14 protein-coding genes are annotated in these 25,904 nt (G+C 43.5%); 4 read left to right on the top strand and 10 right to left on the bottom strand.

What is annotated here, in order from left to right:
• Positions 1-36 precede the first annotated feature (36 nt).
• The 3 genes from J7I42_RS11455 to J7I42_RS11445 all read left to right on the top strand — a co-directional run bounded on the left by J7I42_RS11455 (position 37) and on the right by J7I42_RS11445 (position 3,081).
• The gene (locus tag J7I42_RS11455; protein ID WP_262898106.1) at positions 37-1,260 is read left to right on the top strand and encodes a cystathionine gamma-synthase; all 1,224 of its coding nucleotides are present in this window, start codon (positions 37-39) and stop codon (positions 1,258-1,260) included.
• Between the two features lie 50 nt (positions 1,261-1,310).
• Positions 1,311-1,763 (top strand): preQ(1) synthase, encoded by a 453-nt coding sequence (gene queF / locus J7I42_RS11450; protein ID WP_209138916.1) that lies wholly within the window; start codon positions 1,311-1,313, stop codon positions 1,761-1,763.
• Between the two features lie 61 nt (positions 1,764-1,824).
• Entirely contained in the window at positions 1,825-3,081 is a 1,257-nt protein-coding gene (locus tag J7I42_RS11445) for a homoserine dehydrogenase (protein WP_209138915.1), read from the top strand.
• Positions 3,082-3,217: 136 nt separating this feature from the next.
• Here the strand turns inward: J7I42_RS11445 and thrC are convergent, their stop codons facing one another.
• The 3 genes from thrC to thrA form a co-directional block, all read right to left on the bottom strand.
• Positions 3,218-4,519 carry a threonine synthase gene (gene thrC, locus J7I42_RS11440; protein ID WP_209138914.1) on the bottom strand — a complete coding sequence of 434 codons (1,302 nt, stop codon included), beginning with the start codon at positions 4,517-4,519 and terminating at the stop codon, positions 3,218-3,220.
• A gap of 205 nt (positions 4,520-4,724) precedes the next feature.
• Positions 4,725-5,663: a homoserine kinase gene (locus J7I42_RS11435; RefSeq protein WP_209138913.1), complete on the bottom strand. Its 939-nt coding sequence runs from the start codon at positions 5,661-5,663 to the stop codon at positions 4,725-4,727.
• A 43-nt stretch (positions 5,664-5,706) separates the two neighbouring features.
• Positions 5,707-8,157 carry a bifunctional aspartate kinase/homoserine dehydrogenase I gene (gene thrA, locus J7I42_RS11430; RefSeq protein WP_209138912.1) on the bottom strand — a complete coding sequence of 817 codons (2,451 nt, stop codon included), beginning with the start codon at positions 8,155-8,157 and terminating at the stop codon, positions 5,707-5,709.
• Between the two features lie 432 nt (positions 8,158-8,589).
• Here thrA and J7I42_RS11425 point away from each other — a divergent pair, with 432 nt between their 5' ends.
• On the top strand, positions 8,590-11,169 hold the full coding sequence (locus J7I42_RS11425; RefSeq protein WP_209138911.1) for a phosphoenolpyruvate carboxylase: 2,580 nt from the start codon (positions 8,590-8,592) through the stop codon (positions 11,167-11,169).
• 745 nt (positions 11,170-11,914) lie between these two features.
• On the opposite strand, the gene J7I42_RS11420 is transcribed toward J7I42_RS11425, so the two are convergent.
• The 7 genes from J7I42_RS11420 to ilvN all read right to left on the bottom strand — a co-directional run bounded on the left by J7I42_RS11420 (position 11,915) and on the right by ilvN (position 25,864).
• Positions 11,915-12,985 (bottom strand): porin, encoded by a 1,071-nt coding sequence (locus J7I42_RS11420; protein ID WP_209138910.1) that lies wholly within the window; start codon positions 12,983-12,985, stop codon positions 11,915-11,917.
• Positions 12,986-13,081: 96 nt separating this feature from the next.
• A complete protein-coding gene (locus tag J7I42_RS11415) occupies positions 13,082-14,482 on the bottom strand; it encodes an ammonium transporter (protein ID WP_209138909.1) in 1,401 nt (466 codons plus the stop codon).
• A gap of 425 nt (positions 14,483-14,907) precedes the next feature.
• Positions 14,908-16,413 carry a glutamate synthase subunit beta gene (locus J7I42_RS11410; RefSeq protein ID WP_209138908.1) on the bottom strand — a complete coding sequence of 502 codons (1,506 nt, stop codon included), beginning with the start codon at positions 16,411-16,413 and terminating at the stop codon, positions 14,908-14,910.
• Positions 16,414-16,526: 113 nt separating this feature from the next.
• Positions 16,527-21,050, bottom strand: coding sequence for a glutamate synthase large subunit (gene gltB, locus J7I42_RS11405; protein WP_209138907.1), 4,524 nt, complete (start codon positions 21,048-21,050; stop codon positions 16,527-16,529).
• Between the two features lie 1,679 nt (positions 21,051-22,729).
• Complete coding sequence (ilvA, locus tag J7I42_RS11400) at positions 22,730-23,986, bottom strand: threonine ammonia-lyase (protein ID WP_209138906.1); 1,257 nt, start codon at positions 23,984-23,986, stop codon at positions 22,730-22,732.
• Positions 23,987-24,108: 122 nt separating this feature from the next.
• The gene (gene ilvC, locus J7I42_RS11395; RefSeq protein WP_209138905.1) at positions 24,109-25,176 is read right to left on the bottom strand and encodes a ketol-acid reductoisomerase; all 1,068 of its coding nucleotides are present in this window, start codon (positions 25,174-25,176) and stop codon (positions 24,109-24,111) included.
• 100 nt (positions 25,177-25,276) lie between these two features.
• On the bottom strand, positions 25,277-25,864 hold the full coding sequence (gene ilvN, locus J7I42_RS11390) for an acetolactate synthase small subunit (RefSeq protein ID WP_209138904.1): 588 nt from the start codon (positions 25,862-25,864) through the stop codon (positions 25,277-25,279).
• Positions 25,865-25,904 lie beyond the last annotated feature (40 nt).

Below are 25,904 nucleotides of genomic sequence, written 5' to 3'. Positions count from 1 at the left end.
GTCTAAACAAATTAATCAAACGCTGCAATCCATGGTATGTACCTGGTACAAACTGCAGCAAAAAAAATGTTTATCATGCAAGCGACAACACAACTCATTCACAGCATTCCTGTTGATCCATTGACCGGCGCCGTTTCTGTACCTATTTATCAAACATCCACCTTTGTACAGGAAGCTCCTGGGGTTAACAAAGGTTATGATTATGCACGAACCAATAACCCCACCAGGGCTACATTGGAAAGCCTCATCGCACAATTGGAAGGCGGACAGGTAGGTATTGCTTTCTCAAGCGGACTGGCCGCTATTGATGCCGTAGCCAAGTTATTACGTCCCGGCGATGAAATTGTAGCCGTTGATGATATTTACGGTGGTGCATACCGGTTATTTACCCAGGTGTATCAGCAATTTGGTGTTACCATTAATTTCGTTGATACTACTGATCCTGAAAAAGTATTCAACGCCATCACCCCCAATACCAAACTCATTTGGCTGGAAACACCAACCAATCCCACATTAAAGATCAGTGACATTGAAGCCATTGCACAAATCGCGAAAGCCAACCACTGTTTACTTTGCGTGGATAACACTTTTGCTTCACCCGCCTTACAACAACCTCTTTTGCTGGGAGCTGATATTGTAGTGCACTCTGCCACCAAATACCTGGGCGGTCATAGCGATCTTATAGCTGGTTTGGTAGTTACCAAAGAAAAAGAACTGGGTGATAAATTGAAGTTCTATCAAAACGCCTGCGGGGCCATTCTCGCCCCCTTCGATAGCTGGCTGGTGATCCGCGGTATTGAAACATTACACCTGCGGGTTCAACAACACTGTCGCAGCGCACAGGAAGTAGCGGAGTTCCTGCAACAACATCCGGCAGTTGATAAAGTATATTATCCCGGGTTGAAAGATCATCCCAACCATGCCATTGCCCAAAAACAAAGCAAGGGGTTTGGCGGTATTGTTTCTTTTACACTTAAACAGGATAGTGCCGATGCCGCTACCGCGTTTGTTACCAGCACCCAATTATTCAAACTGGCCGAAAGCCTGGGCGGTATCAAAAGCCTGGTTAGCCACCCCGCCAGCATGACCCATAAAACCATTCCAGCCGAAAAACGCCGCGCCGCTGGCGTTACTGATAGCCTGATCCGTTTAAGTATTGGGTTGGAAGATGCAGGCGACCTGCTGCAAGACCTGCAACAGGCCCTGGAAAAAACAAAAACCATTGTTAAGACCACTGCCAGTAAAGCAGTTCCCTGTTAAAGGAAAAGGAAAGTATAGCCATTGTTAAACAATTTATTAAACACAAAGCCATGTCTGAACAAACAACCCGGGAATCTGTTAAAACATATAAAGATATTGATCGCAGTATCCTGAAACCTATACCCAACCCTACCGACCAGGCATACGAGATCAAGATCAAAATTCCCGAGTTCACTTTCCTGGGCGTAAAAGAGCAACCCGACTTCGCCGTCATTTACTGTACATTTTACCCAGGAAAAAAAATTATAGAATTAAAGTCATTGAAGCATTACGTTTTCCAGTTACGCAACATTGTAGTATCATATGAAAGACTGATCAACATTATATATGATGATCTGGTGGCTGTGTATGAGCCTTCCCGTTTGCGACTGGTAATGGTTTGCAACCCACGCGGCGGCATCAGTTCAAAACTGACAATCGATTCTGACTGGAAAATACGTGGTGGTAAAGAACAGTTCAACGACTGGCAAATTGTCGAAGACGAATGGTCAGTGGAAATGTAAACAATAGCAACAAAACAGTAACTACATTATTATAAAATAAAAATTGCAAATTAGTCATCATATGGACGCACACAAGTCACTCACAATTGGTTTATTTGGTTTTGGTGTAGTAGGTGAAGGTTTGTACAAAGTATTGCAACAAACCCCTTCACTGAAGGCCTCTATAAAAAAGGTCTGTATAAAGAACCCCGGAAAAAAACGCAATGCCCCCGACTCATTATTCACCACCGATAAAGATGAACTGCTGAATGATCCTGAGATCAATGTGATCGTGGAAGTGATCAATGAATCTGAGCCTGCCTTTGAAATCGTTTCTACCGCATTAAAGAATGGCAAAGATGTAGTGAGCGCCAGCAAGAAAATGATCGCTGAGCATTTACCCGAATTGCTTGGTCTGCAAAAAACAACCGAACGCTCGTTCCTGTACGAAGCGGCTGCCTGCGCTTCTATTCCTGTTATCCGCAACCTGGAAGAATATTATGACAACGACCTGTTACACTCAATAAAAGCCATTGTTAACGGTTCTACCAACTTCATTCTTACTAAAATGTTTGAAGACAAGTTGGATTTTCAGCAGGCCTTGTTACTGGCGCAACAATTAGGTTTTGCAGAATCTGATCCTACCCTTGATGTGGAAGGTTTTGATGCTGCCAATAAATGGAATTTCCTGCTTACCCATGCATACGGAATAGTTATACCACCAGATGCCCTGGTGTTTAACGGTATTCAGAACATTCAGGCTGGCGACGCCTCTGTAGCTTCTGAAAAACATTACGATATTAAACTGGTGGCCCAGGCTAAAAAACTGGAAAATGGTAAAGTAGCGGCGTTTGTATTACCCCAGTTCATTAAACACGAAGACCACCTCGCTTTTGTAAAGAATGAATACAATGGGGTGGTTATAGAGAGTGGATTTTCCGATAAACAATTCTTTTATGGCAAAGGCGCGGGAAGCTTTCCTACGGCCTCAGCTGTATTAAGCGATCTGTCGGCCCTGCGTTATCAATACAAATACGAATACAAGAAATTGTATCATCATAAACCCAATGAGCTTACCAACGACTTTTATGTGCGCGTGTACGTAAGCTTCGATGACTGGAAATACATTCCCAAAGAAAAGTTTGAATGGATAGAGGAATGGCATGCAGAGACCGATCGCAAATACCTGGTTGGGGTATTGCATTTCAACGAACTGGTGCAAAACAGCTGGTGGCGCGAAAATAAAACGTCGCTGATCCTGGCACCAGAAGCGGTGATCGAAGATGTGGAAGTACGTAAATTAAAAAAGAAGAGCCTCGAACTGGCTGGAATTATATAATTAAGTGAACCTGTAAAAGCAAAGAGGGTGTTTTTGTAAAAACACCCTCTTTGCTTTTGAACTTTATGAAGTAAGAAGTAAGAAGTAGGAGATATGAAATTCGCGAGCTTCTTACTTCCTACCTTACTTACATCCTTTAATATTTCTTTAGCAAAGCTTCTTTCAACGCCTCGTAATCTGGCGCTATCAATGTACTTTGCTTAGTGAGTGTAAGCTGGTCCTGTATGGCAGCAGGCACGGGCACCGCTTCGCCAATAACCGGCTCCACTACATCATAAAACTTTACAGGATGAGCTGTTTCCAGGAACATCCCTTTATCATCAGCATGTTGTTGTAAATAACGTTGTAAAGCCAGGTAGCCTACAGCACCATGCGGATCAGCCAGGTATTTATATTGCTGATATACCTCTTTTAACACGGCCCTTGTTTCATCATCTGAAATACTATATCCCGTTAACACTTTACGCAAATCACCCAGTTTATGATGAAACAGTTCCAGTATACGTACAAAATTGCTGGGATTGCCCACATCCATGGCATTGGAAATGGTAGCAATGGCTTTTTTCGGTTGATAATCGCCATTAGCCAAATAAGCTGGCACAACCGCATTGGCGTTACAGGCCGCTATAAAATGCTGTACAGGCAATCCTGAACAATAGGCTAACAAACCAGCACAGATATTTCCAAAATTCCCACTGGGCACTGAGATCACCGGTGGGTTCTTTTTATCGGCCCACTGTTTCCAGGCCAATACGTAATAGAACTGTTGCGGCAACCAGCGCGCCACATTGATGGAGTTAGCCGAAGTAAGAAAGATCTTTTTTGTAAGCGCCTCATCAACAAAAGCCTGTTTCACCATTTGCTGGCAATCATCAAATGTACCCGTCACTTCCAGCGCATGTATATTCTTACCTAAAGTGGTCAATTGTTTTTCCTGCACGGAACTCACTTTACCAGATGGGTACAGGATCACCACTTCAACCCCGGGCACATCATAAAAACCATGCGCCACTGCCCCGCCGGTATCGCCCGATGTAGCTACCAGCACCACTACCTTTTCGCTGCGTTCATGGGCAAAATGACCCAGGCAACGGCTCATAAAACGGGCGCCCACATCTTTAAAGGCCAGTGTAGGCCCGTGAAAAAGCTCCAGTGAAGATACACGGTCATTCACCTGCACCAGGGGTATCGGAAAATTGATGGTCTCTTTTACAATGCCTTGCAAAGCAGCATCGGATATAGTTCCGGCTACATAAGGTTGAATAAGACGAAAGGCGATCTCTTCGTTGCTATACTGCTCTATATTATCAAAAAATGCCTTTTCGTGAACCGGAATGGTATGAGGAAAATACAATCCCTTATCAGGCGCCTGTCCTTTTATGGTAGCTTCCTTAAAATCTACGTCGGGAGATTGTTTATTTAAACTGTAATATTTCATTAGAAATGCTTAAATCATTGAATAGTGAATTATGAATACCAAACAGGCAATTGTAAGTTGTCAGTTGTCAGTGGTGAGCAGGTTTCCGATTTTTCAGACGGCTGCACTTTCGCGAGCCCACTCACAACTCACCATTCACCACTCACTCTATCAACCCTGTCAACCCTATTTACTAGTTAGCTTGTTAACTGATCAACGGGTCAACCTACTTCTCACTAACAACCTTAGCCCCTTCATAATTGATCATGGTCACATAAGTCTTAAACTCGATCCCTAATCTGGTATACACATCTATCATTACGTCCTCAACGCCTTTGGCAACGTATTCTTCCTTGCTCAACATAAATATAGATGGGCCAGAACCGGAAATCCCTCCACCTAATGCACCGGCCTCTTTGCTTTTCTTTTTCACCTCATCAAAACCAGGGATCAGGATACTACGCACTGGCTCAATGATCACATCTTCGAGCGAGCGGCCAATAAGGTCATAATCATTCTTCAAAAACCCAGCCACCAAACCGGCAATATTGCCCCATTGTTTGATAGCTGCCTTTAACTGCACTTCCTTGCGCAATATTTGACGGGCATCGGAAGTACGCACTTCAATCTGCGGATGCACAACCGTTACATACATGGGCGGCGCGGTCAATTGAACAATATTCAATGGAAATATTGATTGAATAAGCGTTACACCACCATAAATGCAGGGCGCAATATTATCGGCATGTTTAACACCAGATGCCACTTTTTCACCGTTCATGGCAAATCGAACCAGGTCTTCCTTGGAGAACGGGTTACCCAATAAATAATTGGCTCCTACTACAGCGCCTGCAGAACTGGCCGCGCTGGACCCCAATCCACTTCCGGGTTTTATTCGTTTATCAATGATCACTTCAAAACCTACTTTCTCACTATATTCTTCCATTAAAGCCAGCAGGGAAGCGCCGGCTACGTTTTTCTCCGGTTCTACCGGCAGATCATAACCGTCGGCATGTGATATAACAATACCTGGTTCCTTCCGTAACCGCATGGTCATTACATCCTGTGGTTGTTGCAATGCCATCCCCAACACATCAAACCCACAAACCAGATTAGCCACTGTTGCCGGTGCAAAAACCTGAACGCCCTTTAATTCATTTGCCATTGTAATTCGTTTAACTAGTTTGATTCGTTAGGACCTGTCTATATTAATGTGCGGCACGGATTATATCTGCAAATACACCTGATGCAGTTACTTCAGCTCCGGCGCCGGCACCTTTCACCACCAACGGTTGATCGGGATAGCGGTTGGTATAGAACAATACCACGTTATCCTTGCCGTACAGGTGGTAAAAATCAGACTGTGAATCCACATGCTGCAACCCTACGGATGCTTTTCCGCCTTCATATTTCGCTACAAACTTCAGTTTCTTGCCTGCCGCTGCTGCCTGCTGGTATATTTCTTTAAAATGCTTTTCCTGCTTTTCCATTTCCTTGTAAAAATCATCCACGCTGCCTACCATACACGAAGCGGGCATAAAGCTGGTATTGGAAATATCTTCCATTTCAAGATGCTCCCCTGCTTCACGGGCCAGTATCATGATCTTACGCATTACATCGGTCCCACTCAGATCCAAACGCGGATCGGGTTCAGTATAGCCTTCATCCTGTGCCTGTTTTACCACCTCGGCAAAGCTGCGGGTACCATCATAATTATTGAATACAAAATTCAGGGTACCGCTTAACACTGCTTCAATACGGGTAACCACATCGCCGCTGCGCATCAGGTCATTCAGGGTACCAATCACCGGTAAACCAGCTCCCACATTTGTTTCAAAAAGGAAGAAAGCATTGTATTCTCGCGCCAGATCTTTCAGCTTTTTATAATACTGGTAGGCTGATGAACAGGCTACTTTATTACAAGCTACTACCGAAATGCTTTTGGCAAGCAGTTGATCATACACCTGTGCTACATGTTCATTCGCAGTAACATCCACAAAAACCGAATTACGCAGGTTTTTGGAACGAACGGTTTCAACAAATTTACCTAGGTCGCTGGTCTCTCCCTGCTGAAGCTGTTCGCGCCAGCCATCCAGTTCAATACCCTCATCGCTGAAAACCATTTTCTTGCTGTTGGCCATACCCACTATGCGTACCTGCAATCGCAGGTTTTGTTGCAGGTATTGCTGCTGTTGTTTTAACTGGGCCAGCAGTTTACCACCCACATTACCAGTACCGGCAACGAAAAGGTTTATTTGTTTATAGGTAGTTTCAAAAAAATCTTCGTGTAATACGTTGATGGCTTTTTTAACGTCTGCTGCTGCTATCACGGCTGAAATATTTCTTTCTGATGAACCTTGTGCTATGGCGCGTATATTCACCCCGTTACGACCAATTGCACCAAACATTTTTCCACTTATCCCGGGGTGGCTTTTCATATTGTCACCTACAAGGGCTACAATGGCCAGCCCGGTTTCAACCCGCAAAGGTTCAACCCGGCCAGTCTCAATTTCGTAGGCAAAGGTTTTATCTACTGCCTGTTTGGCTTTATCAACCAGGGCTTCGTCAATACCCACACAAATAGAATGTTCAGAAGACCCCTGGGTGATCAGGATCACATTAATAAAGTCATTGGCCAGTGATTCAAACAACCGGCGTGAGAAACCAGGTATCCCTATCATACCGCTTCCTTCCAGACTCAGCAATGCGATCTTATTGATGCTGGAAATACCGCGGATGTTGTTTCCATTTTTATGCGTTTCATTCTCAATCACAGTCCCATGATCTTCTGGTGCAAAGGTGTTTTTGATCCACACCGGAATGTTCTTACTCATTACGGGCTGAATGGTAGGCGGATATATTACTTTGGCACCAAAGTGCGACAGCTCCATAGCTTCCTGGTAAGAGATGTGTGGCAGTATTCTGGCGTTGGGCACCAGCCGTGGATCAGCGGTCATCATACCACTCACATCAGTCCATATTTCCAGGGTTTGCGCACTAACAGCACCGGCAATAATGGCTGCGGTATAATCGCTGCCACCCCGGCCTAAAGTAGTGGTATTGCCATTGGCATCGGCCGCTACAAAACCCGGCACTATAAATAAACGGGAAGCAGAAACCGAAAAAAAGTTATTACAGAGTGCATTAGTAAGTGCAAAATCTACCACCGCACTTCCATAGTGAGAATCAGTGCGGATCAGTTCGCGTGAGTCGACCCAGGTATTTTCTACGCCCTGTGCCTGTATACGGGCGGCAATAATTTTTGAGGAAAGCAATTCGCCAAAACTTACAATGCGGTCTTTGGTGCGGGCGCTCAGTTCACCCAGTAAGAATACCCCGTTACAAATATCTTCTATTTCATTACAGCGTTGCTTTACCCAGCTTAATACACTGCTTTGCTGGGTTACCGGTATCAGCGCTTTCACCGCTTCCAAATGGCGCTGCTCTATTTTCTGTAACAGCTCTTTATAACCTTCATCTCCAGCAGCAGCCAAACCACCGCTTTGCAATAATACATCGGTCACACCACCTAAGGCCGATACAACAACAATCGTTTTACTTTGTGGCATACGTACCAAAGCCTGTTGAACAATGCTGCTGACCTTATTCATATTCTCGGCATTTGCTACAGAAGTACCGCCGAATTTTAAAACCTGCATAACCTGAAATTAAATTGATTTGTAATTAGTTGAAATAACCCGATGCTTTCTTGATCCTGATCTCTTTCCGAGAACTTGAAGGTAGATGAAACCCCAGTGGTAATATGGAAATGTACAACCCTTAACGGGTTGTTGTAATAGTAGTAGTCGTAGCTGTGGAAGCTACCGTGCTGGAGGAAAGAATGATATGTTGAAAAAGTACCACTATTGATTTTGATATGCTAAAGGTAACACGAAAAGTCTATAACATTTGTTAGTTTTTAATCTTTTTTGGCTGTAACCTCATTCCAACAAGGAATTTCCGGAATTATTGAAATCAATTCAACAAATCAGTGCTTTTATTAATTTTTTTCTTGTACTTTCAATACCCGATTTTTGTTGCTGCTTACCATATTTTTGCATTTTGCATTAATGCCATAAACTTGATATTACATGGATCACCAGTCATCACGAGGACTGCAGCAGTTTAAGAATTATGTAGGCGTAAAGTTTCAGCTCTACAACAGTCTGTTCACCTCGCTCCCGTTTCATCGAATTGAGAAAACCGGTATTCTGCTTTCTTTATTATTAAACAATTGTGAAGAGGGATATAAGAAGAAGCAAAGCCCTATGCAGATCATTGATGAATTCTTTGAGAAGCATACTTCCTACACCAAGGAGCAGGATAAACACGACCTGTTGTTCCGCTTTATTCAATACGTTGAGCGGCAGGTAGTTTTGTTCGATGCACTGGAAGATGCCTCCTTTAAGGAGATCAATGATTTTAACGGCATTGGAACGCTGAAGTACCTGGCTGCTGATGTTATTCAGGAAAACAAACAGGAAGAGCTGGCTAAAAAATTAGAAGACTTCTCCATCCGGTTGGTGCTTACCGCCCACCCTACCCAGTTCTATCCCGGACCTGTATTGGGCATTATTCATGACCTGTCGAAAGCACTGGCAGAAAATAATACCAGCCAGATAAACATGTACCTGCAACAACTGGGTAAAACACCTTTCTTCAAAAAGGAAAAACCAACGCCTTTTGATGAGGCCGTTAGCCTTATCTGGTACCTGGAAAATGTATTCTACAACGCAGCAGGCCGTATTCTCACTTACCTGAATTCCCAGTTCCCCAAAATGCTGCCGGACACCAATCCGTTGATCACGATGGGCTTCTGGCCTGGCGGTGACCGCGATGGCAACCCCTTCGTTACAGTTGATACCACCCTGAAAGTGGCAGATTCCCTGCGCGGCAGCATTATAAAATGTTATTACCTTGAAGTGCGTAAGCTGAAAAGACGCCTTACCTTCAAAGGGGTTGATGCTATTCTGGCTGATCTGGAAAAACAGTTATACGAAAACATTTTCATCCCCGGCCAGCGCACCTTCCTTAGCAAACAGGGCATACTGGATGCATTACAAAAAATAAGAGAAATATTGATCTACCAGCATAATGGATTGTTCCAGCACCTGGTAGATAATCTCATAAATAAAGTACATGTATTTGGACTGCATTTTGCTTCGCTCGATATTCGGCAAGACAGCAGTGTTCATAGTAAAGTACTGGAAGCTATAGCAGCCAAAACAGATATCCTTCCCAAGAACTACTCCGAACTTTCTGAAGAAGAAAAGAAGAAGCTTTTATATAAGGCCAGCGGTGATATTGGCGGTCATGTATTTGAAGATGGCATTGAAAAAGACACCCTGCTTTCGATCAAAGCCATTAAAGAAATACAACAATACAATGGGATTGAAGGGTGCAGCCGCTACATCATCAGCCAGTGCAACAGCGCACTGAACCTGCTGGAAGTGTACGGACTGTTCAAATTGTGCGGTTGGAAAAATGAAGACCTGACCATAGATATAGTACCCCTGTTCGAAACCATCAACGACCTGCAGGAAGCAGCCGAGATTATGGGGGAATTGTATGAAAACGAAACCTACCGTAAACACCTGCAAAAACGGAACAACCGCCAAACCATTATGCTCGGTTTCTCCGATGGCACAAAAGACGGCGGTTACCTGATGGCTAACTGGAGCATTTATAAAGCCAAAGAAAAACTCACCAGTATCTCTGCCAAATATGGCATAGCGGTGGTGTTCTTCGATGGTCGTGGTGGTCCTCCGGCACGTGGCGGTGGTAAAACCCATAAGTTCTATGCTTCTCTGGGCAAGAACATCAGCAACAAGGAAATTCAGCTTACTATACAGGGACAAACTGTTAGCTCCAACTTCGGCACCATCGACTCTGCCCAATATAATATTGAGCAATTGTTGAACGCTGGTATCTCAAACGATGTATTTGCCGATAAGGACAAAACGTTATCGAAGGAAGAAGAAGAAATACTGAACGAACTGGCTGAGGAAGGTTTAAGATCATATAATGAATTAAAGAACAATCCAGACTTCTTAAATTACCTGGCGCATGTAAGTCCACTGAAGTTTTACAGCCAGACAAACATCGGCAGCCGGCCTGCCAAACGCGGTTCTTCTTCAAAGCTGTCGCTGAAAGACCTGCGGGCCATCCCGTTCGTAGGGGCGTGGAGCCAGTTAAAACAAAACGTAACCGGCTATTATGGCGTAGGCACTGCTTTACAAGCCATGGAGAAGAAAGGCAAATTAAACGATATTAAGAAGATCTACCACCATTCCCTGTCCTTCAAAACACTGATGGACAATTGTGAAATGGCGATGAAAAAATGCTTCTTCCCATTAACAGAATACCTGGCGCAGGATCCCCGGTACGGCGAGATCTGGAACCTGATCTATAAAGAATACGAATTAACACAACGGTATATCTTCCTGTTATCGGGCAAAAGCGAATTAATGGCTGATTATCCGGTTGAGCAGTTATCGGTGCAAATGCGCGAGCGCATTGTATTGCCGCTTACCACCATCCAGCAATACGCCATGGCGCGGATTCGCGAAATGGAAGAACAAAACGCCCAACCCCAGCATAAAGAAATATTCGAGAAGCTGGTTATTCGCAGCTCATTCGGGATCATTAATGCGGGAAGAAATTCGGCATAGCGATCACTCACAACTGACAACTCACTCAAAAAATAAACGCACCCGGCGAAACGGGTGCGTTTTTCTGATAACTAAAACAACGGTAATGAAAAAAAGCATTAAATACTATTTCATTGTATTACCGCACAGCATTTAGTTAGTTTTGGCTACAGGTTAAATAACACTATGGTTGTTAATTAAGCTATCGTATATCAATATCCGCTGTTCAATCTCACACATTTCCTGCCTGGTACATTCGCATTACCATTGATCTTGCAATACAAACCAATTATGTCGGTGGGGATAAAAAGCAACTCGTTAATGTATTATAATATATATCATATATTATATTTCCCACAATCCAATTCAAGAAACCACTAAAAGCGGCAATTACAGCATATGATTATAGTCAAAAATACCAATTTTTGACCGCAAGACATGAATTTATGTACATATAAAATTTATATTAATACAATTATTAATCAGCCTCGCTTCCTTTAACACTTTCTCTATTTTAATAAACCCCATTGCTTTTAAATAATCTCAACCAAAGACCAAATAAGGAGATAACAGGGACCTGACAAGGATAAAATCCCTGCCAGGTCCCTGTTAGGTCCTTGTGAGGTCCCTGTTAGGTCCCTGTGAAGTCCCTGTTAGACCCCTGTCAGGTCCCTGTGAGATTCAACAGTTTTAGGAGCCAGGCAATAAAAAAGGGTATTTCCTTATCGGAAATACCCTATATATGGAAGCTCGTTAGTCTTGGTTTTTAGAAATGCCAGGTAGCTGCTAACAAGAACGTACCTGTGCTTTTTACCCCCTCATTGGGATTCTTTATAAAAATGGGGTCTTTTGAACTATCTAATCTGAATTCGGGAATGATAGTAAGATTGTCAATGTGAATATTACCCGATAAAGTAGTTGCAAATACACTGGTTCCTCCACCGGCAGCAGCAGAGAACCCTGAAACTGCATTTTTATCATCGAAATATTCACCACGCAGGGTTAATCCGAACGTTTTAGAAGGGTCGGCATTTAAATAGACGGCCGATCCCCACCAGCTGTCGCCACTGCTTTTGCCATCGGGTTTAACAGACTGCACAGTCCCATTATAACCAACACTGAACTTATCGCTCAGCGTGCCGATAACTACCAGATCTACCTGGTTAACCATGTTTTCGCCCATATCTTTACCTCCCTGGTAATTGAGGTATGCTTTCAACTTACCATCGGCCATAGTAGAGCTTATCTGAGCAATTGCCATTTTCTTGGCAAAACTGGCAGTTACATTGTCGGTAGGATTCGCCACCCCGGCCATGAAACCCCAGTTACCGGCAGTATATTCAGCCTTTAAGCCGGTATGAAAGAAGGGACCGAACGAAAACATGTACGACATGCTGTAATTGCGATTCAAATAGGCATCCACCACTTCGTAACCAATGTGTGTAGCCCATTTACCCATAGTGAACTTTAATTTATCTGAAGCAGCCACCGAAACGTAGGCCTGCTTGATGGCAGTTCCCAAACCACTTCCTTTTTCGTTGTAAGAAAATTCTTCTGCCCTTCTGCCAAAACCCAGATCTAACACCCCCGTAACTTTCCCAGTGGTATATTCAGCCTTTACCGATGCCATACCTAATTCAAAAGAATTTTGCGAATTGGTAAAGCTGGTATAATTATTCAAGTAGCCTGAGTCTTTGGCATTATGAAAATTATAACGATAATATGCATCAACGGAACCAGTAATATTCAGTGAACTTTTCTTCGTAGAATCTTGCGCTTCAACATAAGAACCCAGGGCCATGCTAAAAATGGCCAATGAAGAAATTTTTCTTAACATTGCAGTTAGATTTTAAGTGTTAATGAAAAGGGTACGGTGGTAGGAACCGGGCTTGTGTCAGAAGCCCGATCTTATTGAATACTGTACCTTTTTCTTTTAGAACTCAACTGTTTTTTCTACCAGTTTTCCATTCTCACCATTAACCAGCAAAGTTCCTTGCAAATATTTTTCATTGTGTTGGGTTTCATCCAGACCCAGCTCTTCTTCTTCTTCAGTAACACGCATAGGAAGAACGAAATTGATGAATTTGAATATAGCGAAAGAAACGCCGAAGCTGTATACAACCACTATGGCCATCGCTTTAAATTGAGTAAAGAAGAATGAAGCATTGCCATAGAACCAGCCCTGAGGACCATCTTTGATCCCGTGCGCCAGCTGGTTGGCAAATACACCGGTAAGCAACATACCTACCATACCGCCAATACCGTGACAGGGAAATACATCGAGCGCGTCATCGAGCGTAGATTTTTGTTTGATACCAACTGCTATGTTAGAGATTAAAGCGCCAACAACACCTATAATGATACTTTGAGGGATACCTACAAAACCAGCGGCAGGTGTAATAGCCACCAAACCTACCACAGCTCCGATACAGAAACCAAGCACTGAAGGCTTTTTACCTTTTACTACATCAAAGAACATCCAGGCTAAACCAGCAGCAGCAGCGGCAGTATTAGTTGTACCAAAGGCATTTACTGCAAGACCAGAGGCGCCTACAGCAGAACCGGCATTAAAACCAAACCAGCCAAACCACAATAAACCTGTACCGATCAGTACGTAAGGCACGTTGGCAGCCGGGGTTTCCTTATGAGCCATATGCGTTTTTCTGCGCTTCAATACCAGGGCACCGGCAAGGGCTGCACAACCTGCAGTTATGTGTACTACAGTACCACCAGCAAAATCCCATGCACCCATTTTTGCCAGGAACCCATTTGGATGCCATGACCAGTGGGCCACCGGAGCGTAAACCAGTAAACTAAACAATACAATAAACAATATATAGGAGGTAAACCGTATACGTTCAGCCACTGCACCTACTACCAGACCTGGAGTAATGATGGCGAACATCAGTTGAAACAAGGCAAACAAACCGAGAGGGATAGTAGGAGCAAGCGACCAGGCGGCGCCAGATTTTACTCCTTTAAAAAACAGGTAAGTGGAAGGATCACCAATAAATCCACCAATTGAATCACCAAAGCTCAAACTAAAACCAACAGTGATCCAAAGCACGCCAACTACACCAGCGGCAACCACACTCTTGATCATGGTGGAGATTACGTTTTTGCGGTGCACCATACCGCCATAGAAGAAAGCCAGGCCAGGGGTCATTAAAAACACCAAGGCCGTTGAAACCAGCACCCATGCAATGTCTGCGGCACTATACTGTGTTTCTTGAGCGCCCGGAACATGATCCGCTTCAGGTGTAATAAACATGGCAGCCAGGGCAACAACTACCAATACCAGGAACGGCATTACATTTTTAAATGACAGTTTCATTGTTTTCCGTTGTTTAGTTTAGAAAATGATATTATTAAAATAATGCATCTAATAATATTACACCGAAAATATTCATTTTTTAACAGACAACCTTATCAAATCATTACATTTTATTATTTATAATACATATCTTACTTATCCTATATCCCGGTCGTAACTCCTTGCTGGCCCAATCTTTAAATAAAGCATCGTTTTGAAAATAAAAACACCATCCTTTTTGGATGGTGTTTAAAAATCGACTGTCTTTTGCTATAAATTGTAAAAATTGAGTCTAAATCAATTAATAATGAAAAATTAACCGGCCTAATACCCAGAAAATGACACTCACTGTTTCAATTTTAACCATATATAAATTTTTTATATTTATACTTACAAAAAAAGCCCCGGTGACATCACCGGGGCTCTGAAAAAAATGACTTTTTTGCTTATATCGCTAACACTATATTTTGATCTTTGCTCTCCAGGTAAGAAACACCTTCATTCAGAAATTCGTCTACTTTACGAGCGCACTCCCGGCCCTCGCTGATAGCCCAAACTACCAGACTTTGACCCCGGCGCATATCACCTGCTACAAACACTTTATTAATGCTTGTTTTGTATTCCTTTTCAGTAGCCCGAACGTTACCACGGCTATCCAGGTCAACGCCCAATTCGCCTAATAGGCCTTCATGCTGGGGATGTACAAAACCCATTGCCAGCAATGCCAGCTCGCAAGGCAGCTCCCGCTCCGAACCTGGCTTTTCAACAAACTGCGCTGGTTTGCCATCCTCCGTTACCTGCCATTCCAGGTCAACCACTTTTAAGGCTTTCAGGTTACCCTTTTTATCGCCAACAAATTCTTTGGTGGCAATAGCCCAGTGACGGTTGGCTCCTTCCTCATGCGAAGAAGAAGTTTTTAAGATCATGGGAAAACTTGGCCAGGGCATAAACTCGTTGCGACCTTCAGGTGGTTTAGGCAACAGTTCAAACTGGGTAACCGATTTTGCTTTATGGCGGTTGCTGGTACCAACACAGTCGCTACCAGTATCACCACCACCAATTACAACTACATTCTTATTGGTTGCTAATAGGTTCTCACTGAAAATATTGCTTTCGATATTAGCATCTGCCAATGGATCGAGGCCTGCATTGCGCTTGTTCTGCTGTTTCAGGAACTGCATGGCATAATAAACGCCTTTCAGTTCACGGCCCGGGATCTTCAGATCACGGGGAACGGTTGAACCACCAGCCAGTACAATAGCATGGTATTCACGCAACAGGTCGTTGATGCGTACGTTCACTCCCACATTGGCATGGCAGCGGAAGGTCACACCTTCTTCTTCCATGAGCTTTATCCTTCTGTCAATTACCCATTTTTCCAGTTTAAAATCAGGTATACCGTACCGTAACAAACCGCCTGGTTTATCATCGCGCTCAAATACGGTTACCGAGTGACCTGCATAGTTCAACTGCGCAGCGGCAGCCAAACCAGCCGGACCAGATCCAATTACAGCCACTTTTTTACCGGTACGAACGTGCGGTTTGCGGGGTTTTACAAATCCTTTATCAAAAGCTATTTCTATAATGTGCTTTTCAATTTCTTCAATTGTGATAGCGGGTTGGTTAATGCCCAGTACACAGGCGCTTTCGCACGGGGCAGGGCAGATACGACCGGTAAACTCAGGAAAGTTATTGGTGGAAGTAAGAATATCATAAGCTTCCTGCCAGCTCTTGCGATATACCGCATCATTAAACTCTGGTATCACATTACCCAGCGGGCATCCGCTGTGGCAAAAAGGAACTCCACAATTCATACAACGAGCAGATTGCTGGTTCAGCTTTTCATCGCTGTAGCGTTCAACAAATTCATTGTAATCTTTTAACCTTTCCTCTACTGGTTTCTTACCTGGCAATTCCCTGGTAAATTCTAAAAAACCCGTTGGCTTACCCATTTTATTAGTTCTAGTTTAAGGTGAGATCTAAATTATTTGAACCGATGAATTTTGAATATTGAATGTTGAAGTCAATACATGTTCAGTATTCGACATTCAACATTCAATATTTACTATTTCTTTTTAGCGCCTTGCTTTACTTTGCTTTTTTCCTGCAGCGCTTTCTTGTAATCTTTCGGGAACACTTTAATAAAGTTTTTCAACTGGTTCTCAAAATCATCCAATACAAAGCGTGCTACGGCACTACCAGTATAGGCGTAATGGCGGGTGATCATATCGTTCAGCGCCTGTGCATCTTCTGCATCCAGTGGATCGAGATCAACCATTTCTTTATTGCATAGTGTAGCGAATTGTTGTTTCACATCGTACACATATGCTATACCACCGCTCATACCAGCAGCAAAGTTGCGGCCCGTGGCACCCAGGATCACTATGCGGCCACCGGTCATGTATTCACAACCGTGATCGCCCACTCCCTCTACTACTACTTCAGCACCTGAGTTACGAACACCAAAACGCTCACCGGCTTTACCTCTGATGTATGCTTCACCAGATGTGGCACCATAGAAGGCTACGTTACCTATGATGATATTTTCTTCGGGTACATAGCTGGCCTGTTTTGGCGGATATACGATCAGCTTGGCGCCGCTCAATCCTTTACCAAAATAGTCATTGGCATCACCTTCCAGCTCAAGGGTTATCCCTTTTGCATTGAAAGCACCAAAGCTTTGTCCGGCAGTACCTGTGAAATTGAAGTGAATGGTATCATCAGGCAATCCTTCACCTTTATATTTTTTAGAGATCTCATTCGATAAGATCGTACCAATCGTCCTGTCAGTATTCTTAAGCGGGAAAGAAGCAGAAATGCGTTCCTGTTTGTCAAGCGCTGGTTGAGCAGCCTTTAACAATTTCCAGTCTAATACTTCAGCAATACCATGGTCTTGTTCTTCCTGTTTGTATAAGCCTGTGTACAAACCAGTAGGTTCTTTATATAATACAGGGCTCAGATCCAATTTGCTGGTTTTCCAGTGATTGATGCCTTCGCGCATTTCGAGGCAATCAACCTGGCCTACCATTTCATTAATGGTGCGGAAGCCCAGTTCAGCCATGATCTCACGCAGGTCCTGTACCAGGAACTGGAAGAAGTTCACTACGTGATCTGCGTTACCTGAAAAGCGTTTGCGTAATTCAGGATCTTGTGTTGCCACACCAACCGGACAGGTATTCAGGTGGCATTTACGCATCATGATACAACCTTCAACCACCAGGGCGGCTGTAGCCACACCCCACTCTTCTGCTCCCAGTAAAGTAGCGATGGCTATATCACGACCGGTTTTCATTTGGCCATCGGCCTGTACAGTAACACGGCTGCGTAATTTATTTTTTACCAGTGTTTGATGGGTTTCGGCCAAACCTAACTCCCATGGCAAACCGGCATGTTTTATAGAACTGATGGGTGAAGCTCCGGTACCACCATCAAAGCCAGAGATCAATACTACATCGGCTTTGGCTTTGGCCACACCGGCTGCAATAGTACCTACACCTGCTTTTGATACCAGCTTTACGTTAATACGGGCGGCGCGGTTACTGTTCTTCAGGTCGAAGATCAGTTGTGCCAGGTCCTCGATAGAATAAATATCGTGGTGTGGTGGCGGAGAAATTAAACCTACACCTGGTGTTGAGTGACGGGTTTTACCGATCCAGTCATCTACTTTATGACCTGGTAACTGGCCACCTTCACCGGGTTTTGCACCCTGTGCCATTTTGATCTGCAGCTCATCTGCTTCAGTCAGATAATAGCTGGTTACACCAAAACGGGCACTTGCAACCTGTTTAATGGCGCTGCGCATGCTGTCGCCGTTAGGCAATGGCGTATAACGAACTTCGTCTTCACCACCCTCACCGGTATTACTCTTCGCTCCAATCCGGTTCATGGCAATAGCCAGTGTTGTGTGCGCTTCCCATGAAATAGAACCAAAACTCATAGCACCGGTAGCAAAGCGTTTCAAAATGCTTTCAGCCGATTCCACTTCATCGATTGAGACGGCGGGTCTGTTCACCTTGAACTGGAACATACTGCGCAAGGTGGCAGCTTTCTCGCTTTGATCGTTTACCGCTTTTGCATATTTCTTATACGTATTGTAATCGTTCATCCGGGTTGCATATTGCAACAGATGGATGGTAGTTGGGTTGAACAGGTGGAACTCTCCTTTACGTTTCCACTGGTAAATACCGCCTACAGGTAAACGATCAACCGGAATGTCTTTACGGCTGAATGCAAACCAATGCTTGGCCAGTGCTTCCTTAGCCAGCTCATCGAGGCCAATACCTTCAATGCGGCTGACAGCGCCAGTGAAACATTTTTCTACGAGGTCTTTATTTAAACCAAGTATTTCAAATATCTGCGCGCCCTGGTATGATTGCAGGGTAGAGATCCCCATTTTAGAGAATACTTTCAACAAACCGTCGCAAACCGCTTTGATATAGTTCTTACGCAGCTGGTCCCAGGTAAGTTCAGTTTGCAGCGTATTGTTCACTTTCATGTTGCGGATGGTTGCCAGCGCCAGATATGGGTTGATGGCGGTAGCTCCAAAGCCGAGCAAACAGGCAAAGTGGTGTACTTCCCATACGTCACCAGCTTCAACCACAATACCTACTTTACCGCGCAATCCTTTGCGGATAAGATAGTGGTGCACGGCGGCAGTAGCCAGTAAGGAAGGAATAGCAGCGTGATCAGAATCTACCGCGCGGTCGCACAGGATCAACACTTCAAATCCATCATGTACCGCATCTTCTGCATAACGGCAAAGCCTGTCTAAACCTTTCTTCAGTGAACCGGGTTTACCATCAGCTCTGAAATAAGTTTGCAGGGTCTTAGCCTGGAAGATACCGGTATCGATACTGCGCAGCTTTTCCAGTTCGGTGCTGGTAAGTATCGGATGTTTCAATGCCACCGTATGGCAATGTTTGGGATCTTCTAATAATAAGTTGTCGTTATTTCCAACAAAAGTAGCCAGGCTCATAACCATTCTTTCGCGAATGGGGTCAATGGGCGGATTGGTTACCTGTGCGAATAATTGTTTGAAGTATGAAGAGATGTGCTGTGGTTGATCGCTCAATACAGCCAGAGGCGTATCGGTACCCATTGAACCGATCGGCTCTTTGCCATCAACGGCCATGGGAGTGATGAGATCGTCGATATCTTCTGTGGAATAGCCTAATGCTTTTTGATATTTCAGCACAGAAGCATCTGACAGGTGGGTGAATGCAACACGGGGTTCATCCAGTTCTTCCAAACGGATCTTGTATTGATTCAACCAGTCGCCATAAGGCTTGCGTGAGCAGATATCATTTTTCAGTTCTTCATCACTGATGATGCGGCCCTGTTCCATATCAACCACGAACATTTTACCTGGTTGCAGGCGGCCTTTTTCAATAATAATAGCAGGATCAACAGGTAATGCACCTGTTTCAGATGCCATGATCACGCGATCATCGTTGGTAACACAATATCTGGAAGGACGCAGACCGTTTCTGTCGAGGGTTGCGCCGATGATCTTTCCATCGGTGAAGGAAATTGAAGCGGGACCATCCCAGGGCTCCATGATAGAAGCGTGGAATTCATAGAACGCTTTCTTCAATGGATCCATTTGGTCGTTGCCATCCCATGCTTCGGGGATCAGCATCATCATAACGTGTGGTAATGGACGACCGGTCAATGCCAGCAGCTCGATCATGTTATCCAAACAGGCAGAATCACTCTGACCTTCGGAAACGATCGGCAGCAATATTTCCATTTCTTCATTGGTGAAGAAGGGAGATGTAAAGCCGTGTTCACTGGTCTTTAACCAGTTCAGGTTACCCTGAAGCGTATTGATCTCCCCGTTATGGGCCATGAAACGAAAAGGTTGGGCCAGTTTCCAGCTTGGGAAGGTGTTGGTAGCAAAGCGGGAGTGAACAAGACCAAAGGCAGAAACCATTCTCTTATTGCTAAGATCGTTGAAATAACCACGAACCTGATTACTGGTTAACTGTCCTTTGTAAATAACTGTTTTGTAAGAAAGCGATGCAATGTAAAAACCGATCGCATCTTTCTTAACCGTGTTGTTTATGGTATGGCTGGCGTAGTTGCGCAGCACAAATAATTTGCGTTCAAAGTCAATGGGGTTATTGATGTGGTCGGGGCAGGCGATAAATACCTGTTCCATTTCAGGCTCCACACTCAATGCCGAAGGACCAATCCCATCGGGATTTACGGGTACCTTTCGGTAAACCAGAATTTCCAGCCCTAATTTTTCTGCAGCGCGATTGAAAATATCGCGACACTCTTCACGTAAACGGATCTCGCGGGGGAAGAATATTACCCCAACACCGTAGCGGCCAAAGGCAGGCAGATGTACGCCCAGCTTTAAGCACTCATCAAAAAAGAACTCATGGGGATTTTGGATCATAATACCGGCACCATCGCCCGTATTATTTTCACAACCACAGGCACCCCGATGCTCCATATTTTCCAATATGGTTAATGCATCACTGATGTTCTGGTGGCTTTTGTGCCCCTTAATGTTTGCTACGAATCCAATGCCGCAGGCATCACGCTCAAAGGAAGGATGGTATAAACCCAGGTTACTTGCCATGAAAATGCATAGTTTTTTGAAAAAAATTCAATTAAAAGTCAGTTTCTCTTTAAATCGTTTAATTATATAGCAAGCAAGCGATTGAAATTACGAAAAAAACTGCTTATTGCCCGGAGTTTATGCAATTTTTTTCACAAAATAACTATCAATACTTATTAAGTTTTTATGATCCCTGCAATACTATTTAACGACAAATACGTCAGATTATATTACAAATAATGATTTCCTATTGTTTACCAACAAAGTAGACTATTCAGCAGGATGCTACAGGATGGTAAGTGGCGGTTTGACCAGATTGCTGATTGACAAGTTGACAGGATTTATAGAGTTAATGATAGGGAATTCCAGACACCCGTTTATTAGTTCATATGTTTTTTAGCTCTTGAAAGTATCCGGGCAGTGAGTCACTCCGCAAGATAGCCGAAAGTCCGATTTTCGAGAATACTGACGCTCGCCTGTTGAGATCAACAACGATCTTGCGCCGCCAAATACTACTTCCTACTTCCTACCTCTCACTTCCTACCTCCTGCCCTCATTATCATCCCTATCCACCCTGTCACCCCAATCAACTTTCTACCTCCACTGCCGTTTGCCGTCTGCCGTTTGCCGTTTGCCTTTCCTTCTTAACATATTTTAACATTTCCAAAGCAGTGTAGCAAAAGTATTGACAAAAGTGTAGTACAAACCACCACAAAGTGAGTAGTTAAAATCAATCATCACTCACAAGATGATTGCATAATACAACCATACGCTTATTAAATGGTTATTATACGGTAAAACTAACGCTCATCAGTGTTCTAAGTGTTTATTACTAACCGCTTATCAAACAGGCCTATTTGTGTATAAGTTTTGAGCAAAGACATTTGTCTGCTGTGCTATAACTGCGTAAATTTGCAGCGCAAAATCCAATATAAGCTGACAGCAATTGCAACAAAAATACTCTGCGATCATTCTAACCATTGTTGTGTAAAAGCCATAGCCATTTCAATTCTCTTGTTTTCATTGCCATGTATCAATAATTCACTGACAGAGCTTTGCCGTAACGGTTAATCAAACATAAATTGTTTCCTTAGCATATCCTTTCCGATCTATGATCGGAAACAGTATTCCATTATCCGTGGAAGACCAGATCCTTATTATCCAATATCAGTCCTTGTGCACTTTTTAACACTATTGTATCTGATATCCGCGAAAAACCAGGCTACGAAAATCCAGTATCGGTCCATGTATCGATTTAATCCCTATTAGTATTCAATATCCGGGGAAAACCACGTGTACAGAAATCCAATATCAAGTTGCCCTGTACCATTTAATTAACCTATTAGTAGCCAATATCCAGGAAAAGCCAATCCGGTTCTATGAGGACAATCAATTTTTTATTTGTCCCCAATAGACGCTTATACGTTCCGTCCCGTCCCTTAAGATCATTGACGGCCCAATATCTATGAAAAGACCACCCAAGCAACCGATAGCAACTCTTCCGTTAATCCAGTATCCAATTAAATGAAGACTATCCGTCGGATTTTTTTGAAAAAAGCCCCCTTAGCAACCGGGGGCTTTTTTATTTTTTTCCAGTCTTTTATTGCAGATCAACGTGTTCAAATCGTTGGAAAATAACAATAAAAAAAGCCATTCCGATGAATCGGAATGGCTAACCACTTAAACAGATAACATATGTTTTATACCAAATACCCAAACAGCGTATCGTTCTTATTTAACGCTGTATAGTTTATGTTATAACGTTGCATGTTCAGCAACAGTATATCGTAATCTTCCTTTTTCTTTAACTCGATCCCCACTAATGCAGGACCGGCTTCTTTGTTTGTCTTCTGCATGTATTCAAACCGCGTGATGTCATCATTTGGCCCTAATACATGATTCACAAACTCTTTCAGGGCACCTGGCCGTTGTGCAAACTTTACCAGGAAATAATGTTTCAACCCTTCATACTGCAGGCTTCTTTCTTTTATCTCCTGCATACGATCAATATCATTGTTGCTGCCACTTATAATGCACACAACAGTTTTGCCTTTTATAACATCGGCATAATCATCCAATGCAGCAATTGATAAAGCACCAGCTGGTTCAACCACAATGGCATCTTCATTGTATAACTTCAAGATGGTTGAACAGGCTTTTCCTTCCGGTACCAGGTGCATTTCATCCAGCACTTCTTTACATATAGGGAAAGTAATATCCCCTACTCTTTTTACAGCGGCCCCATCAACAAAGCGATCTATTTCGCTAAGCATTACAGGCCCGCCAGCTTTCAATGCTTCAAACATGGAAGGAGCACCTTCGGGCTCCACCCCAATAATTTTTGTTTTGGGAGAATACGTTTTCATATACGTTCCTACCCCGGCACTTAAACCGCCACCACCAACTGGTACAAACACATAATCAATATCTGTTTGCTCTTCCAGTATTTCAACCGCTACAGTTCCCTGTCCTTCAATGATCCGGTAATCATCAAATGGCGGAATGAATGTCATGCCCTGCTGCTCAGTAAACTGTTTGGCAGCTACGGCACAATCATCAAATGTATCGCCAATGAGTTGAATTTCGATGTTCTCTTCCCCAAACATTTTGGTTTGATTCACCTTTTGTCTGGGTGTAATAATGGGCATAAACACCACACCCTTTACATTGAGCTTTTTGCAGGAGAAAGCAAACCCCTGTGCATGATTGCCCGCACTGGCACAAACTACACCGCGTTGTAACTGCTCGACAGGTAAACTGCTCATCATGTTATATGCTCCCCGCAGTTTGTACGAACGTACAACCTGCAAGTCTTCCCGTTTCAGGTACACCTGGCACTGGTATTTCCTAGACAGGTTGTGGTTATACATAAGCGGTGTTTTGTTCACCACTTTTTTCAACCGCAAAGCTGCTTTATGAAATTCTAATTCAGGCCTGGCTTGTGTGAATGTGCTCATACTTTGATTATATTAAAAAAAAAAATTAGCCACCGTCGAATGTTCCAGTCTTTCGACTGATTTCCGCTGTTTTAGTTATCAGACTTTCGGAACGGTGGCTAATTTTTTATATCGCTATGCAATTAAGCAACTACTTCGGCAGGTTTTTGATTTTCCGGACGAAGGCTGCGAACTGTTTTACCAGCTTGCCACATTTCGCTTTCACGCAGTTCTTTCAATTCAGCTTCCAGTTTTTCACGGTAATCAACCTGGCTGTTGCTGTCGATTGAACGTTGTGATTCTTTACCGGTAGCAACGCTTTCATACAAGTCGTTGAATACAGGCAATGTTGCATCACGGAACTTCTTCCACCAGTCCAATGCACCGCGTTGAGCAGTAGTGCTACAGTTGGCATACATCCAATCCATACCATTTTCTGCAACCAGTGGCATCAGTGATTGAGTCAGCTCTTCAACAGTTTCATTGAATGCTTCTGAAGGGGTGTGACCTTTACTACGCAATACCTGGTATTGAGCAGCGAAGATACCCTGAATAGCACCCATCAGTGTACCTCTTTCGCCAGTTAAGTCGCTGTATACTTCTTTTTTGAAATCAGTTTCGAACAAATAACCGCTACCAACAGCAATACCTAAGGCAACTACTCTTTCTTTGGCTTTACCAGTAGCATCCTGGAAAATAGCATAGCTACTGTTCAAACCACGGCCTTGCAGGAACATACGGCGTAATGAAGTACCAGAACCTTTAGGAGCTACCAGGAACACGTCTACATCTTTGGGAGGAACGATACCAGTTTGCTCGTTGAAGGTAATACCAAAACCGTGTGAGAAATATAATGCTTTACCAGCAGTTAAATGTTTTTTAACGGTAGGCCACAGTTGAATTTGGGCAGCATCGCTCAGCAGGTAGCAGATAATAGTACCGCGTTGTAATGCTTCCTCAATTTCGAACAATGTTTCGCCGGGTACAAATCCATCTTTCACAGCTTTATCCCAGGTTTTTGAATTTTTCCGTTGGCCTACGATTACATTGATACCATTATCTTTCTGGTTCAGCGCCTGGCCAGGACCTTGTACACCGTAGCCAATTACAGCTACTACTTCATTTTTCAATACCTGTTGCGCTTTGGCAAGTGGGAACTCTTCACGAGTTACTACATTTTCTTCCACCCCGCCGAAATTTAATTTTGCCATTGTTGAGAATGTTTATTGTTATTGGTTTTTTGTTTTGGTCTTTTATTTTAAAGAGAACTTTAAGGGTGAGTCACCCTGCAAGAGCGACCACCCAATTATTTTACATGGTAAACACCTGATCGCCTTTACCTAAATATTCGTTTTCAATTACGTCTTCACCGGGTTCTTTTTTCTCAAACTCTTTCAGTTTGCTATGGAAACCACTGCTGGCTTTAATGATGGCCACCCGGGCGCTCCGTACAAATTCAATTAAACCATAGGGTTCCAGTACAGCAATAAGTTTGTTGATCTCTTCGCGCTGACCGGTTGTTTCAAACACGGTATAATCCTTTCTGATCACTACAGCCCTTGCACCGTATTCACGCAATAATCGTTCTACCTTTACTTTTTCAGCAATTTCATCAGTAGGCACTTTGTACAAAGCCAGTTCCTGCCATACGATCTCATCGTTGGTATTGTAATAGGCTTTCAGCACTTCCACTTGCTTTTCAATCTGGCGTGCCAGCTTTTTCACTACTTCTTCCACCTCATTAATGACGATGGTGAAACGGTGAATGCCTTCTATTTCCGAAGGAGAGGTATTCAAACTTTCGATATTGATCTTACGGCGTGAGAACATGATGGCGATGCGGTTTAGCAACCCAATCTGATTCTCAGTATATACCGTTACGGTGAATTCCTGTTTCATAATATAACCCAATGGGTTTTAGATGAATTACGATTTGAGC

Source organism: Niastella soli, from assembly GCF_017742245.1.
GTDB lineage: Bacteria > Bacteroidota > Bacteroidia > Chitinophagales > Chitinophagaceae > Niastella > Niastella soli.
Note: the sequence above shows the minus strand (reverse complement) of the source record. Positions and strands in the feature narration are given on the sequence as shown.

Bases quoted from the DNA above. Each gene is read 5' to 3' on its own strand.
- J7I42_RS11455 (WP_262898106.1), top strand. From the start codon at position 37: ATGTACCTGGTACAAACTGCAGCAAAAAAAATGTTTATCATGCAAGCG.
- queF (WP_209138916.1), top strand. From the start codon at position 1,311: ATGTCTGAACAAACAACCCGGGAATCTGTTAAAACATATAAAGATATT.
- J7I42_RS11445 (WP_209138915.1), top strand. From the start codon at position 1,825: ATGGACGCACACAAGTCACTCACAATTGGTTTATTTGGTTTTGGTGTA.
- thrC (WP_209138914.1), bottom strand. From the start codon at position 4,519: ATGAAATATTACAGTTTAAATAAACAATCTCCCGACGTAGATTTTAAG.
- J7I42_RS11435 (WP_209138913.1), bottom strand. From the start codon at position 5,663: ATGGCAAATGAATTAAAGGGCGTTCAGGTTTTTGCACCGGCAACAGTG.
- thrA (WP_209138912.1), bottom strand. From the start codon at position 8,157: ATGCAGGTTTTAAAATTCGGCGGTACTTCTGTAGCAAATGCCGAGAAT.
- J7I42_RS11425 (WP_209138911.1), top strand. From the start codon at position 8,590: ATGGATCACCAGTCATCACGAGGACTGCAGCAGTTTAAGAATTATGTA.
- J7I42_RS11420 (WP_209138910.1), bottom strand. From the start codon at position 12,985: ATGTTAAGAAAAATTTCTTCATTGGCCATTTTTAGCATGGCCCTGGGT.
- J7I42_RS11415 (WP_209138909.1), bottom strand. From the start codon at position 14,482: ATGAAACTGTCATTTAAAAATGTAATGCCGTTCCTGGTATTGGTAGTT.
- J7I42_RS11410 (WP_209138908.1), bottom strand. From the start codon at position 16,413: ATGGGTAAGCCAACGGGTTTTTTAGAATTTACCAGGGAATTGCCAGGT.
- gltB (WP_209138907.1), bottom strand. From the start codon at position 21,050: ATGGCAAGTAACCTGGGTTTATACCATCCTTCCTTTGAGCGTGATGCC.
- ilvA (WP_209138906.1), bottom strand. From the start codon at position 23,986: ATGAGCACATTCACACAAGCCAGGCCTGAATTAGAATTTCATAAAGCA.
- ilvC (WP_209138905.1), bottom strand. From the start codon at position 25,176: ATGGCAAAATTAAATTTCGGCGGGGTGGAAGAAAATGTAGTAACTCGT.
- ilvN (WP_209138904.1), bottom strand. From the start codon at position 25,864: ATGAAACAGGAATTCACCGTAACGGTATATACTGAGAATCAGATTGGG.